Genomic DNA, 20196 nt, shown 5'->3' with positions numbered 1-20196 from the left:
GCTCCAGCTCATCAGAACTGGAACCCTTTTTGTTTTCCTCAGCACGGCAAAACAATCTCAAATTCAGTGCCTTGCCCGATTGTCGAATGTACCTTAATTTCCCCACCGTGTGCTTCGACGATGGTCTTGGCGATGCTCATGCCGATGCTCATGCCGAGCCCGGAGCCGTATGTGGATTCCTCGGTATTGGTTCCGCGGTAGTAGCGGTTGAATAAATGATGCAATGTCTCCTCGTCCATCCCTTTCCCATTGTCGAGTACCCGTATGCAAGCTTTGTCATTGACTCGGATAAGAGTGACAGTAATGGTTGTGCCCGGTGGACCACCATACCCGCCTCATAGTTATCTGGAGACTGCTGGATGGCCAGAATGTCCAGGGGCCGATATACCTTTTGTACATACGTCTGATCGCCAATGCCTTGTACAGTGTTACTCTCAGAATCAAGAACTTGCAGATAACGGCCAGTCTCCTGAAGCTGCTGTTCCAAGAGGGGAACGGCTTCACTCCTCACCATGCCCTGTTGTCCGTAAGCGTTGAACCACGCTGTGAGCTGGTCCAGGTCAGGGGTTGGATAGCCAAGCACATATAAAAGCGGGTCCGGGAATGAGAAGTTCAGTTGCGTCTGTACATCATAAGCCCCGAGTCTCCGTGTCTCTTGAATATCGAGCAATTGAGCGGTGGAGTAGGAGGCAGTCAGTGCAGGATAGGGTGCTGTGTTAATGCTGTAGACTACTTCTCCTTCTGCACTAACCACCTGCAGCCACATCCCTTTCTCCTCGATAAGCTTGTTCCACTGGGAGAAAATGCGAAGCTTCCCGTCTTTGTACTGGGCTTCTTGGGATATCTGCTCCAGGACGCCGAACAGAGCTCCAGCCCGCTGCCGTCGGGAAGCATAATGTCGAGCAGGACAATATCAGGGACCACACGTTGCACCAGGCTGATAGCTTCAGCACAAGTGGAAGCCCCATATAGTTGTTGAAAGCCTTCGCGGCGAAGCACCATTTGCAGCATGGTGATGATGGAAGGTTCGTCGTCAACGATAGCGATTTTAATCGCGGATAGATTTGGCATTTTATCACCCTAGTTCAAAATAGCATAGTTATCTTAACAGAACCTAAACAGCGGGCACAAAATTCAGCGAAAATTCAGTGGTTCGTTTAAGTTCCATTCCGGCGGGGTTGGTAGGATAGGTCTGAGCAACACATTCGAGCTTCGATGAGAAGATTAGGAGGAAAATAGCATGAGTAAAAAGGTCACGATCGGGGGAATGGCAATGAGTAGTCCATCTCTGTCTGAAAAACCTCACAGCCGGCCTGGTTGGCCGGAGATTAACTGCACTGTCCCTCTATATGATCGGCGTTGTTATCCTTGGGGTCTGGATGCTTCAAATTCCTGATGAACAAGCCATCTTACGGATTAATATCGGAGGTGCAGCCAATGGTCTGATTGGCTTCCTGGCTCTGTTCGCAGCCTACGCCCTGCGGATTCGCAATTTCCATGCTTTCGGGTTTCGGATGACGGAGCGGAAATGGCTGCTGGTGGCGGTTGTCATCGGGATTGCCGCGTTCGGGGGATGTTTTGTGATCGAAGGGATCTATTATCACTTTATTACCGAGATCAATACCCAGGCAGACTTCCAGACGGCAGCGCAAGGCGGTCCGCGCTCCATGTTTATTCTGCTTATCACCGGGGCCATTCTCACGCCGCTAAGCGAGGAATTTGTCTTCCGCGGCGTCATTGCCAATGCCCTGAACCGTTATGGCCCCTGGGCCGGAATAGCGGGCAGCGCTGCAATCTTCGGCTTGGTTCATGGATTCACCGTTATCCTGTTAGACGCATTCATGGTCGGCGTTCTGGTTGCATACCTGTTCCGCAAGACAGGTTCCATCTGGCCGGGAGTTGTGGTGCATATCGTGTATAACAGCCTCTATCTAATCTATTATGCTACGCTATCCCTATAATCTGACAGGTTATTCCTCCCGTATGGAAGTGATACTATGAATTGGGGCGTTCTTATAATTCATTCCAACAAGGAGACTACATGCTTACTTCAAGAAAATATACCGAATTTGATCTGATCAGGATTCCATTGCGGGTGATTCCGGTGCAGACGGTGGCGGCGGTGGGGTATATGCTGGTGGATGCCTTGATGCCTGCGTATCAGACGCTGGTGATGGCTTATTTCATTAATACGGCGACCCATATTGTGAATGGCCGGGCGGAGTATTCGTTAATCTATAGGCCGCTTGCGCTGATTATGGGGTATGTGATTGTCACTCATCTGCTCCCCAGCCTGATGCAGCTCATTGAGCTGACGGGGCGCAACCGGCTGAATGTGCGGCTGAAGCGGGAGATGGTGCTCAAGCGGGCGCGGCTTGCGTATCAGCATATTGAGAATAAGGAGACTTCGGATTTAATCCATAGGGTGTGCGGAGATCCGGTGGGTCATTTCATGGGCGGGTTCAACAATATGATGAGTGGGTTGAATCTGCTGATTGGGACCGCTTCGCTGCTTGTGATTGTGATGTCGTCCACGTTCATTACGGGGCTTGTGATTGTGCTGGTAGCGGTGCCTCTGTTCTATATCGCCATGAAGACGGGCAAGGCGAATTATGTGCTGGGGATGGAGGCGCAGCGGATACGGAGGAGGAGTGCGGATCTGGCGCATATTTTGACCAGCCGGGAGGATGCGGAGGAACGCACGTTATTCGGGTATAGTCCGGCGCTCAGGGATCGGTACGATAAGCTGTATGATCAGACGTACGCGGTGGAGAAGAAGATACAGATCCGAAGCTTCTTTCATCTGAAAAGCGGCTCGATCATTGCCCTGCTAATCGGCATCATTATAGTGGCCTTGCTGCTGCCTGCGCTGCACTTGGGCGAGCTAACAATTGGCCTGTACATTTCGCTGGTGACCGCGATCTTCAGCCTCGTGCAGAGGATGTCCTGGCAGTTAGCCGAGACGATGCAGGAGCATGCGCGGATGAAGGCGTATCTGAAGGACTTCTCTGCATTTGCCGGACTAAGTGAGAAGACGGATGCTGCTGCTCTACCTGTGGAGTTGGGCGGCTTCGTCTTTCAATCGCTGGAATTCAGGCAGGTGAGCTTCCGCTACCCGGATACGGAGAGATACATATTGAATCAATGCTCGTTCACCATGGTTAGCGGGAAGAGCTATGCCATTGTCGGGGAGAACGGGGCCGGTAAGTCCACCCTGATCAAACTGCTCACCGGGATGTACGATAACTACGAGGGAGAAATCTACATTAATAATAGGAATCTGCGGGAGTACAGCTACCCGGAGCTGAAAGGCATCATCGCGGTGGTCTTCCAGAATTACGCCAGGTATGCGCTGACGATTCAAGATAATGTCCGGCTGGGGAATATCCTGAGGCTGGATGAAGAGCGAATCCGTCACAGCATAAGCAAGATGAATCTGGATGGGATGGTCCAGGGTCTGGAAGCGGGTCTCGATACATATGTCGGCAAAATCCAAGAGAACAGCCTGGACCTCTCCGGCGGGCAGTGGCAAAGGTTGGCGATAGCCAGACTGTTGTACTCCAGCTCTGCCATCCATATCATGGATGAGCCTACGGCTGCCTTGGACCCCATCGAAGAGAGCCGGCTATATGAAATGTTCAGCAGCATCCGAGCAGACCGGTTCACCATATACATCACCCACAGGCTGGGTGCTGCGAGAATCTCGGATGAGATCCTGGTGGTGCATAGCGGGCGGATTGTGGAGCAGGGGTCTCATGAGCAATTGATGGACATTCCGGACGGGATATACGGGGAAATGTTCGCCAGCCAGAAGTCGTGGTATGAGGCAGAGGGTAAGGTGCAGCATGGATAGAATACAGGGGCAGGGATTCCTGAGGAACGGGGTCAGATGCTTACGGCTTTTATTCCAGGTTAATCCCGGGATGTCTTACACGTACATCGGTATTGCCTTGCTCCAGGCAGTCTCCTGGGTGCTGCAGGTGTTATTTATGCAGAGATTTTTGGATGCGGCTGCTGCCTATGCTACGGACCGAATAGACTTCAAGATGATTCTCTTTTCCTTGGGTACGCTGGCCCTTATGTATCTGTTCTATCATGTCATGGACGGACTCGGTAACTGTTATGAGGAGATTTACGGGCTAAGCGTGGGCAAGCACCTGAACCTGATGATTTTTAGGCGAGTAGATTCGTTACAGGTCTTTGAATTTGAGAATACGGGGCGGCTGGATTATATCCACAAGGCTGTGAACGGGAGCGGCAAGCTGATCTGGATCGGAACAACTTTACTGGATATTCTGTTCTACTATACGACTTACTTCGTGTTCATCGGGTGGTATCTGTTCACGCTCAAGCCAGTGCTTGCGCTAAGTATTGTCGTCGTATTTGTACCAGTGATGCTCTCTCAATGGGTGCTGATGTCAGCATTCAAGAATCTGGAGGCGGCATCTGCCCCGATCCGGCGGGAAAATGAGTACTATGAACAGTGCTTGACGGACAAAGTGTATCTATCAGAGACCCGGCTGCTGGGAGCTACTGCATTTTTCGAGAATTTGTATACCTCTGCCCTGCAACGGTTGAACGCTATTGTACTTCGGACGCAGGTACGCAAGCATCTCGTTCAGCTCATTCTGAATATAGTGACGGTTATGGGCTACGGCCTGATCGTGTATATGCTGTTTGTGTCTGTGATGAGGCAGGAGATTTCGATTGGAGCTTTTGCGGCGGTGCTGGCTTCGATTGGCAGTCTGTACCGGTTCATGAACAAGCTGATCACCGAGAGAATCGCCTGGGCTACGGAGAATATCGGCTCTACAGAGAATTTCCTGGATTTCATCGATGAGCCTGTTCAGAGGACCCACAACCTGCCAAGGCCCGCAGACAGTGATATTGAGCTAAAAGCTGTCCGGTTCCGCTATCCGCTGGCGACCCGCAATGCGGTGGAGGAGATCGATCTGATCATTCCGAACAAGCAGACGCTGGCGATTGTAGGAGAGAATGGAAGCGGGAAGACCACGCTGTGCCGCATCATTATGGGGTTATACCCGCCAACGGCAGGAGAAGTGTGGTACGGGAACGTGGAGGCTTCGCGGATTAGCTATGAGCGAACGTCGGCTGTTTTTCAACATTATCGTAAGTATAATGAGACCATCCGGGAGAATGTGCGGATCAGCCAATATTCGAAACCAGCAGATGTCGCAGTAGTATCCGTGTGTGTGGAGGCCGGGGTGCTTTTATCCGGTGAAGGGGTTAAGGAAGGGCTGGATACGATGCTGGGACGCGAGTTCGGCGGCACGGATCTATCCGGCGGTCAGTGGCAGCGTGTAGCGATTGCGCGCGGATTGTTCCGGGACAGCGACTGTATGATCTTGGATGAACCTACGGCGGCCATCGATCCTCTGGAGGAGACCCGTCTGTATAATGACTTCGCCGCCCTGTGCCGGGATAAAACCGCAATCCTCGTCTCCCACCGATTAGGCTCTGTGAAGCTCGCGGACCGAATTCTCGTGATGAAGGACGGACGGATCGTGCAAGACGGCACGCATGAGAAGCTCATGAGCACGGCGGGCGAGTACCGGACGATGTATGAGGCGCAGCGGAAGTGGTATGTGTAGGGGAAGGGGACACAGGCTTAACCCGTACTTTTTCAAAACCTCCCTTTTGGAGTTCGTTATAGTTCCCGTGTGTGTATTTTATGGTGTCTCCAGCGTTGTGTATAAGGGCCAGGGGCTCGATGATTTCAAGGGTCAGATCGTCTGTTCTAGCCGTATCTAACGCATCTGCATTTTCAAACTTTAGATAATTGGCATCTACTGAAACGGTTTCTATTAAATACGAATCGGGTTGTGAAGTTGCTGATTGGGAGTCTATTTGCCTCAAGTAGACACCAACCATAATAGGAAGAGCAGCCAGACCTGCAATTATGAAACTTCTTGTTCTACGGTTGATCATCACTTCATCTCCCTATTCAGATCCTTTATACTAAAATTATACCCTATCTCATGTATTATGCCTGTTACCTGCTTGATTAACTTGATAGTGAGTGCCATGGAATGAAACCGATTACATCAGAGTAAAGCCTGGATTCAAAGTGGGGAGGAATAGCAATAAATGGTTTACTAATACAGAGCTAAACGATAAGATGAAGCCAAAACCAGTTATTGCCGATGGGCAAAGAGAGGAAGCAGAATGAAGCCCGTTACCGTATATGATATCGCGAGGGAAGCCAACGTCTCGGTTGCCACTGTATCCAGAGTGCTTAATAATACCGCCCCCGTCAAAAAAGAAACGAGAGAGCGGATTACTGCGCTGATTGACAAGCACCAGTTTCAGCCCAACGCGCTTGCGCGAAGCCTGATCCGCAAAGAAACCGGGATGATCGGGTTCATCCTGCCAGATATAACCAACCCGTTTTTTCCGGAGGTTCTGGCCAGCTTTGACCGGGAGACGAGAAAACTGGGCTATACCTGTTTTTTGTGCGATACCGTCTCTTCGGACGAGGAGACAGACCGCCAGTATGCGCGGGAATCACAGTATCTGGGGATATTGATGGAGAAGCAGGTCGATGGCATCGTGATGATAGGCGGCAGGCTGGATTTGTCCAAGCCGGATGAATCGCTGGTGCGGGAGGTAGAAGAAGCGGCCAAACGTGTTCCGGTGCTGATGATTAACGGAAATCTGCCCAACACGAAGATTCACAGGGTGGCGGTCGACCAGAGGCTGGGGGCGGAGCTGGCTGCACAGCATTTAATCGATCTTGGACACCGGGATATCGCCGTCATTGGCGGTTTCGTGCATATGTCCAATACGCAGCAGCGGCTTCAAGGATTCCGGACGGCTATGCGAAACAACGGTCTGGAGGTCCGTAAAGAATGGATGGTTCATGGGGGATTCTCTGTCAATATGGGCTTCAAGTTTGCAGAACAGGTGCTGAATTTGCCGGATCGGCCTACAGCTATCATATGTATGAACGACCTGGTGGCCATCGGAGCACTGAAAGCGGCTGACCGGGCGGGACTTGCCGTGCCGGCAGAATTGTCCATTGTTGGTTATGATGATATTCCATTTGCGTCCTTCAGCATTCCTGAGCTGACTACGGTTTCACTGATGGCGAACGAAATCGGCCATCTTGCGGCAGAAATGCTGCACAAGCTGATTGCCGGCAAAAACGTGCCCCGTTTACATTCGGTTATTCCCGAGCTAAGGGTACGCCAAACGACAGCGCCTCCCCAGAAATAATGGATTTAGAAATATAAATTAATAGTTGACTTTGAAATAACGAGGGCTTATTCTGTTGGAGAAAGCCCTTACATTTTGATTTTTAATGAAACCCATTTCACCTATAATCCGATTACTTGCTGAATGAACAAGGAAACTCCCTGGGAAATTTGCGAGAAGAAGAGAGACAGGATGAATAACGGGTTTCATTTTTTTATTTTATTGTGAAATGGGTTTCATTAATTTAACAGTCGGTAGCTGCTATCTAATCAATTAAGGAGGGGTCTTATGTCCACTGCTTCACCTGCCCAATTGACAGAGAAGAGGTATACCAAACCCAAGCGCGGCCGCTGGAAACGTTTTAAGAACAACAAGACATTGCTGCTGATGTGCTTTCCGGCGATAGCGTTTTTTCTCATCTTTTCCTATATGCCTATGCCTGGGCTGTATCTGGCGTTTATCAAGTACAACTATTCTGACGGCATCTTCGGAAGCGCCTTTGCCGGGCTGGAGAATTTCCGGTTCCTTGTCATGACGGGTGATCTGTGGCGCCTGACCTTCAATACCATCGCTTATAACATCGCGTTTATCCTCCTTGGGAACATGCTTCAGATTACGGTCGCTGTACTGTTGAACGAGATGCGGTCCAAATGGTTCAAAAAAGTATCCCAAACCATGATGTTCCTGCCGTATTTCGTATCCGCCGTTCTGATCGGCCTCATCGCCTACAACATTCTGAGCTATGATTATGGCATTTTGAACTCGGTCCTGCACTCCTTGGGACTTGATCCGGTGAAGGCTTACTCGAGTCCGGGGGCGTGGCCTTTTATCATAGTCATCACGTATTTATGGCAAAGCACCGGATATGGCTCTATTGTGTATTTCGCCGCCATTATGGGGCTGGACAGTGAGATTGTGGAGGCTTCGGAGATCGACGGAGCCAATGCTTTTCAGCGTATCCGGTATATCGTACTGCCTTGGCTCAAACCGACCTTTATCATTCTGCTGCTGTTCTCGCTTGGCGGAATCCTTAAGGGGAACTTCGGATTATTCTTCAATCTGGTGGGGGCTAACAACACAGCGTTATACGCCTCTACGGATATTATCGAGACCTATGTGTTCCGCTCGCTGATGACCAACTTCAACTTCTCGATGGGCAGTGCGGTCAGCCTGTATCAGTCCTTGTTCGGATTCATCGTTGTTCTAACTGCTAACTGGCTGGTCAGAAAGGTATCGCCTGACAATTCACTTTTTTAGGAGGACTTGCCCATGGATGAGACTTTTGTAAGCGCACGCAAAAAAAAGGATACCAGCGGCCTTGTCGTTCAGTGGATCGGATATCTGTTTATCGGCTTGTTCGCCCTCTGCTGCCTGTTGCCGTTCTTGCTGGTGCTGGGCACCTCCTTCACCTCCGAGTCGGCCATCAAACTCTCCGGCTTCAACTTCTGGCCCAAAGAATTCAGTACGTTCGCTTATAAAATCGTGTTTGAGAATCCCGATCTGATCATCGGATCGTATATTGTAACCATAGTTATGACGATTGTAGGTACAGCGATCGGCCTGCTGCTGGTGGCTATGACGGGATATGCGCTGCAGCGGCCGGACTTCATGTACCGCAATAAAATTTCTTTCTTCATTTACTTCACTACACTGTTCTCTGGAGGTCTGGTGCCGTTCTACCTGCTCATCACCCAGTATCTTCATTTAAAAGATAACTATCTGGCGGTTCTGCTTCCTGGTCTGCTAAGTCCGTTCCTGATCATTATGATGAAAAGCTTCGTCCGCTCTATTCCTCATGCCATTACGGAATCGGCGAAGATCGACGGAGCGGGCGATTTTACGATTTTCCTCCGGCTGATTCTGCCCATGACCACGCCCGCCCTGGCCACAATCGGGCTGTTCATCGCCTTGGGTTACTGGAACGAATGGTATAACTCCATGCTGTTTCTGTCGCCGGATATGAAATATCGCACCTTGCAGCTTTTTTTGTATAACGTGATCACCAGTGCCGATTTTGTCCGTAATTCCGCTGCCGCCTCGAATGTGCAGCTTCGTGATGTGCCGCTCGAGTCCATGAAGATGGCGACAGCCGTAGTTGCCACGGGTCCAGTCATTTTGTTCTACCCGTTCGTACAGCGCTACTTCATTAAGGGTATCACTGTAGGGGCCGTAAAAGGCTGATCTTCCAGACCCTTCAATTCTACTGCAACGATGTGCCAAGGCAATCAAGCCTTCTCACATAAAGTAAATTAAATACAGGGAGGTTGTACAAGAATGGGGATCAAAAAAGCATCAGGCATGTTGTTGACACTCCTCTTACTGTTTACGCTGGCCGCCTGCGGTGGCGGGAATAATGCGGCTAACAATGGGGCAAATACGACGAATGACACTGGAAACAAAGACAGCTCGGCGCCGGACACCTCCAAGTTCGTAAAAATCAGTTATGTAGTGCTGGGTGATAAGCCGAAGAATGGACAATTCGAAAAGGTGCTGGCCAAGGTCAATGAAATTATGAAAGAAAAAATCAATGCCGAGCTGGAATGGAAATGGGTCGAATGGGCCGATTGGCAGACCAAATACAACTTGCTGCTGGCCTCTGGGGAGAAGGTTGATCTGATCACCATCGGAACAGATTGGCTCGATACCTGGGCCAATGCGCAGCGCGGAGCCTTCATGAATCTGGATGAGCTGCTGCCGAGGTATGCACCGGAAACCTGGAAATCCGTCCCGGAGAAGGATTGGAACGAGAGCCGTTACAACGGCAAAATTGTGCTGATTCCTGAGAATGATTACACGCAATGGGTCAACCATGGATTCTTCTACCGCGGCGACTGGGCGAAGGAGGCCGGGCTCAACGAACCGATCAAAAATTGGGAGGAAATTGGCCAGTATCTGCAATATATCAAAGACAACAAGCCGGATGTCATTCCATGGGATATGGCTTCCGGTGCGGTGACATGGGGAGGCTATATTCAGTCCTATACGGATAACCTGGACCTTCCGCTCTCTACAGGCTACATGCCCGTATTTACAGCGGTATCGAACGATGAGAAATATACCGTAGCTGAACCCATCTTCAGCGATCTCTTCCTGAATTATGCCAAGCTTATGAAAGAATGGGCTGATAAAGGATTCTGGCGCGAGGATGCGCTCAATAACAAAAATGACAACCGTATAGCCCTCAAGGCCGGGTTATCCGGTCTGGACCAGCATCACACACAGACCTTCTCCACGCTGCGAGTAGAGATGGACAAAGCAGAGCCAGGCTCTGAGCTGCAGATGTTCCCGTTCAACCGGACCGGCGGGAAGAATCTGATGGAGCTGTCGATTACGCACGGCGGTACCTCCCTAGGTGCCCACAGCAAAAATCCGGAGCGGGCGCTGATGGCGTATGATTTGATCCGCAACAACGAGGAAATCTATCATCTGATCAACTATGGTATTGAAGGCGTTCAATATGAGATCAAGGATGGAAAAAGAACATTGCCAGCCAACTACAATGAAGCTTCTGACAGCTTCTATGCAGATTTCTGGGGTGGCCGAATGGATAAATTCGAAATCCCAAGTGAGACGGTGTGGAGTGAAATCGGCACACTCTATGACGAATACGACAAAATCAAAATTCCGTATCCTTACGGTCAGTTTGTCTTCGACAAAACTCCTGTGGAAAGTGAACTGACTGCGATCTCGCAGGTGGCCGGGGAGCTTGGGCCGGCTATCAACTTCGGGAAGGTAAGTGATCCAGCCAAAGCAGTGGAGGAGTTCAGAGCCAAAATCAAGACTGCCGGATATGATAAAGTCAAGGCTGAATTGCAGAAGCAGCTGGATGCGTTCAAGCAAAAAATGGAAGATGCGAAATAAACGGCTATATAAATTGAACTGAAAAATTTAAGTTAAAGGAAAAGTGGCGGAGGGGAATTTTGGAACTGGAGGAGCGGGAGCGTCCGCCTTTGTCTGCGGATTTCAACCGTTAAAAACGGGATAAATCAAGAAATCTGCAGACAACAGCGGCCGGAAGTCCAAAACTTCTCTGGAGTCACGGTTAATCCTAAAACCTAAAAATCATTAGTTCAATTTATCTAATAACCTATTCTTAAGACCGGATAAAGGAGAAGCGCATGAACGAGTCCAGAAGCAAGATATGGCTTAATGCGGAGTGGTGTTTCAATCGCGGGGATGTACCTGAGGCATGGTACAAGGGATATGACGACAAAGATTGGCGTGAAGTCACACTTCCGCATGACTGGGCCATCGAGGCTGATTTTTCCAGAGATTATTCCAGCGGCAGCGGATATCTGCCCGGCGGAACCGGCTGGTACCGCAAGCATATTGTGTTGCCGGACCGGCTGGAGGGCAAGCGTGCGTACCTTACCTTTGAGGGCGTCTACAACCATTCACAGGTCTGGGTTAACAGCTATTATTTGGGCAAACGGCCTTATGGTTATAGCACGTTCACTTATGAAATCACGGATCTGCTGGTGTATGGCGGAGCCGTGAATACCATTGCGGTAAAGGTGAACCATGCGGAGACAGCAGACTCCCGCTGGTACACCGGTTCAGGGATCTACCGTGATGTATATCTGACATTTACGCATGACATTCATGTTGCAGAGTACGGTGTTTTTGCATCGACAACTGAAATTGGCCGGGAATGGGCGGAGCTGCAGGCCGAGACCCGGATTATGAACGAAACAGGGGAACCGGCAGAGATCTGTGTACGTCATACTCTTGTGGATGAGGAGGGTGTCGAATCGGGTACATCGGCCAATCTGCTCGCGGCGGCGGGCGGTACGGAATTCAGTCAACAGGTAATTCAAGTGAAGGAACCGAAGCTCTGGTCGCCGGAAGCCCCCAACATGTATACGCTTCTTACAGAAGTTATCTGGAAGGGTGCAACGGTTGATGAGGTCCGCACTCCCGTTGGCCTCCGGAGCATTCAGTTCGATCCGGCAGAAGGGTTCAAGCTGAATGGAGAGGCTCTTAAGATCAAGGGAGTCTGTGTGCATCATGACGCCGGTTGCCTCGGCGCTGCCGTTCCTGGCGATGTCTGGGTCCGGCGGCTGCGCTACCTTAAGGAAATGGGCTGCAATGCAATCCGCATGAGCCATAATCCGCCGGCTCCGGTTCTCCTGGATTTATGCGATCAAATGGGATTTATGGTGATGGACGAAGCTTTTGATGAATGGGAGGGCGTCAAAAACAAGTGGTCTACCGGACATAATGTATATCCTCCAAAGCACTTCGGCTATTATGAGGATTTCCCGGACTGGGGCATTACGGATATTCAGGAGATGGTGCAGCGTGACCGAAACCATCCTTCTATTATTATGTGGAGTATTGGCAATGAGGTAGACTATCCTAATGATCCGTACTGTCACCCCTACTTCCAGACGATGACCGGCAACAATGATGCCAACAAGCCTGCTGAAGAACGTGTATATGATCCGAACAAGCCGAATGCTGAACGTCTTGCTGTCATAGCCGGTAAATTGGTGGAGGCTGTGAAGGCATGTGACAAGACAAGGCCAGTAACGGCTGCGCTTGCTTATCCGGAACTAGCCAATCTTATCGGTTATTCCGATACGCTCGACGTGGTCGGCTATAACTACAGAGAGTCTTTATACCAAAAGGATAGGAGCTCTTACCCGGACCGTGTGCTCTATGGCAGCGAGAATTCTCCGGGACTGCAGGAGTGGCTGGCGGTCCGCGATAACACCGATATTTGCGCACAGTTTATATGGACTGGAATCGATTATCTGGGAGAAGCGTATGGCTGGCCGATACGGGCTTCGCAGGCAGGATTCATGGACCTTGCCGGCTTCCCGAAACCAAGCTATTACTACCGTCAGAGTCTGTGGAGCGATACGCCGATGGCTTATCTCGCAGTCCGCAGGGCAGATGAACCGGGAATATCTGACACTGGTGGACGGTCAGGTGGCGAGCCAAGCTGGAACTGGGAGCCGGGCGAGCGGTTGATCGTAGACGGCTATACCAATCTGGCGGCTGCGGAACTGTACCTTAACGGCAAGCTGCTGGGGCGAGGACATCCGGATGAGAGCGGGGAGCTGCTGCTGAGCTGGGAGGTGAACTTTGAACCGGGAACGCTGCTTTTAACGGGGAAAGACCAACAGGGCAGAACGGTCAAGCGGGAGTTGCATACGGCAGCAGCGCCGGAGCAGCTAAGGCTGACAGCCGATACCCTGCAGTTGCGGGCCAACCTGCGGGATATCGTCCATGTAGAGCTGGAAATTGTGGATTCGGCGGGCATTGGGGTATATAGCGCTGAGGTTCCTGTCACAGTGACCGTAGAGGGCGCGGGTAAATTACTGGGATTGGAGAATGGAAATGTGCAGGATCTGGAGCCTTACCGTTCCCATACCCGAAGTACCCATCACGGCAAGCTGCTGGCGTATATCAGGACCGGAGCAGTCTCCGGAACGATTAAGGTCACTGCGGTCACTCCAGGACTATCGCCGGCAGAGTTTGAAATAAGCTCTTTATAGATTGCAATTGCATTATGGAGGGCATGACGACGCTATTCGGTTTCTCCGAATGGTGTCGTCTTTTTCTCAATTTCCAAACTGATAATGATATAATCCTACATAAAAGCTTTACTAAGCTATCTAAAGTCACAACAAACAAGGAGAAAACCATGGCCATCCAACTCGTAAACGGCGATCTACTAGAAGCTAGTGAAGATATTCTGGGGCACCAGGTGAATTGCCAGGGGGTGATGGGTTCGGGAATTGCGAAGATCCTGCGGGACCGTTATCCGAATTTATATCCTGAGTATAAAAAGTATTGTGACCAGTACACACCTGACGGGTTGCTCGGACACTGCCAGCTGGTGCAGACGGGCGCGAAGTACACGGCGAATCTGTTCGGTCAGCTGAACTATGGAAGGAGCAAAACCCGGTATACGGATTATGCTGCGCTGGAGCAAGCGTTAACTACACTGAAGACAGAAGCGCAGGCCAAGGGGCTGTCTGTGGCGCTCCCGTACAATATTGGCTGTGGGCTGGCAAATGGGGAGTGGAGTGTGGTAGAGGAGATGATCGGGAAGGTTTTTGCAGACTATGAAGTTACTTTGTATAAGATTTAAATATCACTAAAAATAAAGCCAGATTGCTTACAAGCGGTCTGGCTTTATTTTGTGCTCCCTGTACTGGGTGGGCGTCTGCCCCGTCTGCTGCTTGAACTGGCGCATGAAGTGAATCTCGCTGGCGTAGCCGCTCATTTCGGCGATTTTTTTGACGGAGGTGTCTGTGGTGGTGAGCAGGTATTTCGCATGTTCGATCCGGCTGGTAATGACGTCGGCCATCGGGCTTACGCCGAAGAAGTCCTTGTACAAGTGCTGGAAGCAGGACCGGCTCATGGTCAGCTCGTGGGACAGTCCATCTATCGTCCAGTTCAGGAAGGGCTGGTTGTAGATTTTGGTGCGGATAATGGACATCTTGTTGTAATGCGTGTTGCCGACTTCCTTCTGGGTTGAATGAATCCGGTTGCTGAGCTTAATGAAGAATAATTGCAGATATAATTCAATGGTCTCGTCCTTATGCGGGTTCTCGGAATAAGCCTCATAGCACAAATTGTTAATGATAATCGACAGCTCGTTCAGGTCGCCAATCGGGATCACTTCATCCCTGGGGATCGCCAGCCGGTCCAGCAGCGCTTCATCCCCCGGCTTGTCCAGCCGGAAATGGAACCAGTCATTGGTGAACTGTGACCCGTATGCCCGGTAGAACTGGGGCGTATGTTCACTGTACAGAATGAAGGAATCTGGACCTGTCACCCGGCTCTCTCCCTCCAAAGTGAAGATGGCTGGGGTCTTCAGCAGCAGCAGCATATAGTCTCCTGACCCTTGGGGCCTGTTGATAATAAAATCCGCGTCATGGCTGTGATTGTAGCCGATATTGTGTATGTTCATATGAACCTCCTGCGCAGCAGATAGGTCTATTGTAGAAGCTAAGGGTGCCTTTTGTAAATGAGGATTGCACAATAAGTTAGTACTTACGCACGATGTGTAATTGTCCTGGGGCCAGGGTTTATCTATGCTTAAGGCAGGTAAGCAAGAGGAGTATACAATGAAGGCTGAGGCCGGAGAGGATGATCGAAATGAAAGAGTGGAAGGGTTATTCAAGAGGGGTGAATCTCGGAGGCTGGCTGTCCCAGTGTCCGTATCAGCATACACATTATGATAGCTTCATTACGGAGAAGGATATCGAGACGATTGCCTCCTGGGGTCTGGACCATGTCCGGCTGCCGGTGGATTATGAAGTGATAGAGGATACGGGGAATGCTGAGACTTACGCCGGGTTCAAGCATATCGACAATTGCATCCGCTGGTGTGCTGCCCATGGGCTGAATCTCATTATTGATCTGCATAAAACACCGGGCTTCTCCTTCAACAGCGTGGCCGAGAATTCCCTGTTCGATGATCCGGCGCTCCAGGAGCGGTTCCTGGATCTGTGGAAGGCGATTGCCAGCCGGTATGCCAGTTATAAGGATACTGTGGCTTTTGAATTGTTGAATGAGATTGTGGAGAAGGACAGCAGCCGCTGGAATGCGCTGGCTCACCGGACAATTGCCGAGATCCGCAAGCACGCCCCGGAGACCAAAATCGTTATCGGCGGCATTCAGTGGAACAGCGTGCACACCCTCGTGCTGCTAGATCAGCCGTATGACGAGAATATCGTGTACACCTTCCACTTCTACGAGCCGTTCCTGTTCACACACCAGCGTGCGGCTTGGGTGGAACAGATGCCTAAGAGCAGTATGGAGTATCCGGGTGACCTTGCGAACTACCGCAGTACTTCGGCGGCTATTGGCGCTTTTGGCTCCGGGCTGCATGCAGAAGGTATCCACGAGATGGGGCCGGCGTACATGACCAGTCTGATTCAGAACGCGATTGATGTCGCTGCCGAGCGGAATGTGTATTTGTACTGCGGGGAATATGGCGTTATTGAACAGGCCCCGTCACAGAGCGTAGTGAACTGGTACAAGGATGTGCATGGAGTGTTCGAGCAATACAAGATCGGCCGGGCCGCATGGACGTATAAAAAGATGGATTTCGGCATCTCCGACCGTTACGAGAGCAGCATTACGTCTGAGGTTATTTCTTATTTGTGAGCGGCTTAATACTCTTTATGAAGCGAGGTCTTATAAATGAAAATACAAATTACAGATAAACCCGGAGTATCGATCTCCAAGGGAATGATAGGGCTCTTCTTCGAGGATATCAACTATGGTCTGGACGGCGGGCTGCATGCCGAGATGATTGAGAACCGTTCCTTTGAGTTCATGAAGGCACAGGGCGACAGGGGGAGCTACAGCGAGAGCCATGACGGTCTTTATGGCTGGACAGCTTATCCCGCAGAGGCCAGCGGAGCCATGCTTCAGATTGGGGCGGAGCATCCGCAGAATGAGGTGAATCCCCATTACCTGGCGTTTACCGCCGGGGAGACGCAGAACGCTTTTACCAATAAGGCCTATGATGGCGTGTCTCTGAAGCCGGGACTTACGTATGAGGTATCCTTCTATGCCAGAGCGGAGGGGTATGCAGGGGGCATTGAAGTTTCGGTTGAGAAGAATAGCACAGTTATGGCGCAGGCTGTCATCGCGACAGCGGTAGGGGAAGAGTGGACACGCTATACAGCGCAGCTTAGCAGCATTGAGCCTGTATCGTATGGGGATTTCGTCATCCGGCTGGATGCGCCGGGCACGGTCTGCTTCGACTTCATCTCCATGATTCCCTCCGATGCGGTGCTGGCTCTGTTCCGCCGGGATCTGGTCGGGCTGCTGGAGGAGATGAAACCAGGCTTCCTGCGGTTCCCCGGAGGTTGTATTGTTGAGGGTTATAACCTGGAGAACCGCTACCAGTGGAAGCGGAGTGTAGGAGCCGCCGAGCAGCGCAAGAATAACAGCAGCCGCTGGGCGCTGCACGGGAATAATGAAGAGAATCAGTACACGAGCGAGTACAGCCACTATAATCAGAGCCTGGGGATTGGGTTCTATGAGTATTTTCTGCTGTGTGAATACCTGGGGGCGCGGCCGATTCCGGTGCTGAATGTCGGGCTGGCCTGCCAGTTCCAGTCTACTGAGCATGTGGGCGTACATGATGATGATTTCCAGGAGTATATTCAGGATGCGCTCGATTTGCTGGAATTCGCCAACGGACCGGTGGATTCACCTTGGGGCCGCCTGCGGAGTGAGATGGGCCACCCTGAGCCGTTCGGGCTGGAGATGATCGGGATCGGCAATGAACAGTGGGAGACGGAGCATGCGGACTTTTTCACCCGATACGATCTGTTCGAGCAGGCGATTCATGCAGCGTACCCGTCTGTGCAGCTGATCGGTTCTGCCGGGCCGGATGTCAGCTCAGATAACTACACCCGGGCGTGGGAATATTACCGGAAGCGGGCTGAGGGTAATCCGAATTTCGTCTACGCTATCGATGAGCATTACTATGTGAAGCCGGAATGGTTGTGCGAGAACGTGCATTTCTATGATGAGTATCCACGTAATATCAAGGTATTCGCCGGGGAGTATGCAGGCCATTATGGCAACGGGATGAATATGCCGCACTTCAACAGCTGGGGCGCTGCGCTGGCAGAAGCCGCATTCCTGACGGGCCTTGAGCGCAATGCCGATATCGTCGTGCTGGCCTCTTATGCGCCGTTGTTCGCCAGACTTGGCTACGCCCAGTGGTCGCCGGACATGATCTGGTTCGATGGCGAGAACAGCTATGGCACGCCAAGCTACTATGTGCAGCAACTGTATAGTACACTGATGGGAACGAAGGTGCTGCAGACGGAGCATGACCAGGAGGAGATTCCTTACACTGTTTCTTTTGATGAGGAGCAGCAGGTTCTGTATGTGAAGCTGGTGAATACTCTGGACCGCAAGGTTCAGGTGGAGCTGGAGACGGCGCTGGGCTTGAACGGACGCGGGGTGGCCTATGTGATGCAGGGCGAGGAGACGGAAGTGAACTCGATTGAGACTCCGCGCAACATCGCACCTGCCAGTGTGCCGCTTGAGACCGCAAGCCGGATGGTTTATACACTGGAGCCGAAGTCGTTCCATGTGCTGCGGATGGAGTGCGGGAAGAAGTAATCAGTAATCTGAGTTGCGACATTCTGACCTCTTAAGAAGCTTAATAGAGCTTTTTAAGGGGTCTTTTTATAATATTTAACACTGTGCATACTCAATTATTGACACGTACTGAAACACGTACTATCCTTACCTCATCCCAACTGCCGAAGAAAACCATCATAAGTATCCTCAAGCAGGCAGGACTTCAATAGTTTCATCGAAAGGAGATCATTCAAATGAAGGACAAAGTGAAATTTTACCGTTATTTTGCGACCTGGCTGGATGATCTTGCTGCGACAAATAATGTGAATTACTCACGGATTCTGCAGGATGCATTGAAGGAGCAGCTCGGTGTGAATGAAAGAAGATAATCCATAGATAACAAACCTCCCCTGTGGAGGAAAAGGTAACCCCCTTACGAAGCGTTCAGCTTTTCTTGAGGGGGTTTTTGCTTTGGCCTTGAAGAGTTTTACACCACCAACTTTCCGGTATAAAATAAACTTAAATGATAGATAATTGTATCATTATAGTAATTTAAATATCATTAAATTCACAAACCTATTACTCATTCTACAGCAGAGGCAGGCTTATATTCATGAAAACCAGTGTCAAAGATAACAAACGGAAGGCCATTCTTGATGCATCGACGGAGCTGCTGGCGCTCAAGCAGACGGCTACGCTGCAGGAGATAGCGGATCACGCAGGGGTTGGCATTGCGACGCTGCACCGGTATTTCTCTACCAGGGAGCTGCTGCTGGATGCGCTGGCGCTGAATGCGATCGGGCTGGTGGAAGAAGCGCTCGGAGGAGTTACCGCAGAGGAGCACGATATGCTCCCATTCCTGACGGAAGTGTTCGAGGTGCTGATTCCATTGGGCGGCAAGGTGTCTTTTCTCAGCAGCGCCGCCTCCGTGGACGAGAATCCGCATATTGTAGCCGAGGAAGCACGGATCAAGCAGCCGCTGCGGGAAGCGGTGGAGGGCTGGCAGGCACGCGGTTTGCTGAATACCGGAATGACCGCCCACTGGATCATAACGGTCATGTATAATCTGTTGTTCGTTGCCTGGCAGGAGATCCAGAAGGGGAATCTTGCGAAGAATGATGCTCCGAAGCTGCTGGTTCATACAGTCCTCCAAGGCTGCGGCAGAATAGGGCATGGGGACGACAGGTAACCGTGAAGAGGGCTCGTTCACCAAGACGAATAGAATCTGTAGTGGAACAATAAGGAGGGATCTGTATGACAACACTGCAAGTAGAGATCGTAGACCGCTTGGATGAAGAACAGAAACGCGAGGTCGCCAGGCTATTCTATCAGGCTTTTACCTTGAAATTCAGCGGAATATGGATCTTCTCCCGTAAAGAGCAGGATATTGTGGACGTGCTGAGCCGCTGCCTGCATTATGACAAAGCCTTGTATGCGGTGTATGAGGGAAGGGTTGTAGGCTTTGCCGGTCTGGAGACAGGAGATGGCTTCTTCATGACGCTGAGTTACCGTTCGCTCAGACAGACCTTCGGGCAGCTCGGCGGCGCTTGGCGCTATGCAGCCTATGGCATCTTCCGCCTGCTCCATGGCAATACCCCCTCTAATGCAGTACATATCGATCCGCTTGTAGTGTCTGAGCAGGCCAGAGGACTGGGCGTCGGAACCCGGCTGCTGGAGGCTGTCTTCGCGTGGTCCCGGGAGGCAGACCGCAGTAAGGTGCTGCTGGAGGTTGTCGATACCAATCCGCTGGCGAAGAAGCTGTATGAGCGGGTGGGCTTCCGGATCTTCAAGGTGCAGAATACCCGGTTGTTCTCCTCGCAGGCCGGCTTCCACAAAGTGCTGCATATGGAGAAAATGCTGAATTAGCCTGGCACTCATTCCCGGTCCGCAGGAGGATCGGGGATTTTT

General features: G+C 51.1%; 17 protein-coding genes. 14 read left to right on the top strand and 3 right to left on the bottom strand.

What is annotated here, in order from left to right; translation table 11 throughout:
* Positions 1–148 precede the first annotated feature (148 nt).
* Positions 149–766: a hypothetical protein gene (locus NYE24_RS10920; protein WP_342478664.1), complete on the bottom strand. Its 618-nt coding sequence runs from the start codon at positions 764–766 to the stop codon at positions 149–151.
* Positions 730–1002, bottom strand: a complete 273-nt coding sequence (locus tag NYE24_RS10915; RefSeq protein WP_342479228.1) for a hypothetical protein — start codon at positions 1000–1002, stop codon at positions 730–732. Before NYE24_RS10915 ends, NYE24_RS10920 begins: the two co-directional genes overlap by 37 nt.
* 347 nt (positions 1003–1349) lie before the next feature.
* On the opposite strand from NYE24_RS10915, the gene NYE24_RS10910 reads away from it, so the two are divergent.
* The 9 genes from NYE24_RS10910 (at position 1350) to NYE24_RS10870 (ending at position 14317) form a co-directional block, all read left to right on the top strand.
* Positions 1350–1961: a type II CAAX endopeptidase family protein gene (locus NYE24_RS10910; RefSeq protein ID WP_342478663.1), complete on the top strand. Its 612-nt coding sequence runs from the start codon at positions 1350–1352 to the stop codon at positions 1959–1961.
* A gap of 80 nt (positions 1962–2041) precedes the next feature.
* Positions 2042–3853: an ABC transporter ATP-binding protein gene (locus NYE24_RS10905; protein WP_051493941.1), complete on the top strand. Its 1812-nt coding sequence runs from the start codon at positions 2042–2044 to the stop codon at positions 3851–3853.
* A gap of 70 nt (positions 3854–3923) precedes the next feature.
* Positions 3924–5612 carry an ABC transporter ATP-binding protein gene (locus NYE24_RS10900; RefSeq protein WP_342478662.1) on the top strand — a complete coding sequence of 563 codons (1689 nt, stop codon included), beginning with the start codon at positions 3924–3926 and terminating at the stop codon, positions 5610–5612.
* 574 nt (positions 5613–6186) lie between these two features.
* The gene (locus tag NYE24_RS10895) at positions 6187–7236 is read left to right on the top strand and encodes a LacI family DNA-binding transcriptional regulator (RefSeq protein ID WP_036699367.1); all 1050 of its coding nucleotides are present in this window, start codon (positions 6187–6189) and stop codon (positions 7234–7236) included.
* Between the two features lie 366 nt (positions 7237–7602).
* Positions 7603–8472, top strand: coding sequence for an ABC transporter permease subunit (locus tag NYE24_RS10890; protein WP_235218535.1), 870 nt, complete (start codon positions 7603–7605; stop codon positions 8470–8472).
* 12 nt (positions 8473–8484) lie between these two features.
* Entirely contained in the window at positions 8485–9396 is a 912-nt protein-coding gene (locus NYE24_RS10885) for a carbohydrate ABC transporter permease (RefSeq protein ID WP_036699369.1), read from the top strand.
* Between the two features lie 93 nt (positions 9397–9489).
* On the top strand, positions 9490–11076 hold the full coding sequence (locus NYE24_RS10880) for an ABC transporter substrate-binding protein (RefSeq protein ID WP_342478661.1): 1587 nt from the start codon (positions 9490–9492) through the stop codon (positions 11074–11076).
* Positions 11077–11333: 257 nt separating this feature from the next.
* On the top strand, positions 11334–13718 hold the full coding sequence (locus tag NYE24_RS10875) for a glycoside hydrolase family 2 TIM barrel-domain containing protein (RefSeq protein ID WP_342478660.1): 2385 nt from the start codon (positions 11334–11336) through the stop codon (positions 13716–13718).
* Positions 13719–13867: 149 nt separating this feature from the next.
* The gene (locus NYE24_RS10870; protein WP_036699373.1) at positions 13868–14317 is read left to right on the top strand and encodes a macro domain-containing protein; all 450 of its coding nucleotides are present in this window, start codon (positions 13868–13870) and stop codon (positions 14315–14317) included.
* Positions 14318–14344: 27 nt separating this feature from the next.
* On the opposite strand, the gene NYE24_RS10865 is transcribed toward NYE24_RS10870, so the two are convergent.
* Positions 14345–15142, bottom strand: a complete 798-nt coding sequence (locus NYE24_RS10865) for an AraC family transcriptional regulator (RefSeq protein ID WP_036699375.1) — start codon at positions 15140–15142, stop codon at positions 14345–14347.
* Between the two features lie 179 nt (positions 15143–15321).
* Here NYE24_RS10865 and NYE24_RS10860 point away from each other — a divergent pair, with 179 nt between their 5' ends.
* From NYE24_RS10860 to NYE24_RS10840, 5 genes are all read left to right on the top strand, one after another.
* Entirely contained in the window at positions 15322–16344 is a 1023-nt protein-coding gene (locus tag NYE24_RS10860; protein WP_342478659.1) for a cellulase family glycosylhydrolase, read from the top strand.
* Positions 16345–16380: 36 nt separating this feature from the next.
* On the top strand, positions 16381–18327 hold the full coding sequence (locus NYE24_RS10855; protein WP_342478658.1) for an alpha-L-arabinofuranosidase C-terminal domain-containing protein: 1947 nt from the start codon (positions 16381–16383) through the stop codon (positions 18325–18327).
* A 215-nt stretch (positions 18328–18542) separates the two neighbouring features.
* Positions 18543–18677: a hypothetical protein gene (locus NYE24_RS10850; RefSeq protein WP_342478657.1), complete on the top strand. Its 135-nt coding sequence runs from the start codon at positions 18543–18545 to the stop codon at positions 18675–18677.
* A gap of 224 nt (positions 18678–18901) precedes the next feature.
* Complete coding sequence (locus tag NYE24_RS10845) at positions 18902–19477, top strand: TetR/AcrR family transcriptional regulator (RefSeq protein WP_342478656.1); 576 nt, start codon at positions 18902–18904, stop codon at positions 19475–19477.
* A 65-nt stretch (positions 19478–19542) separates the two neighbouring features.
* Entirely contained in the window at positions 19543–20154 is a 612-nt protein-coding gene (locus NYE24_RS10840; RefSeq protein WP_342478655.1) for a GNAT family N-acetyltransferase, read from the top strand.
* Positions 20155–20196 lie beyond the last annotated feature (42 nt).

The organism is Paenibacillus sp. FSL H7-0350 (genome assembly GCF_038593195.1).
In the GTDB taxonomy this organism is placed as follows: Bacteria; Bacillota; Bacilli; order Paenibacillales; family Paenibacillaceae; genus Paenibacillus_AQ.
This window is presented reverse-complemented; position numbering and strand designations above follow the sequence as displayed.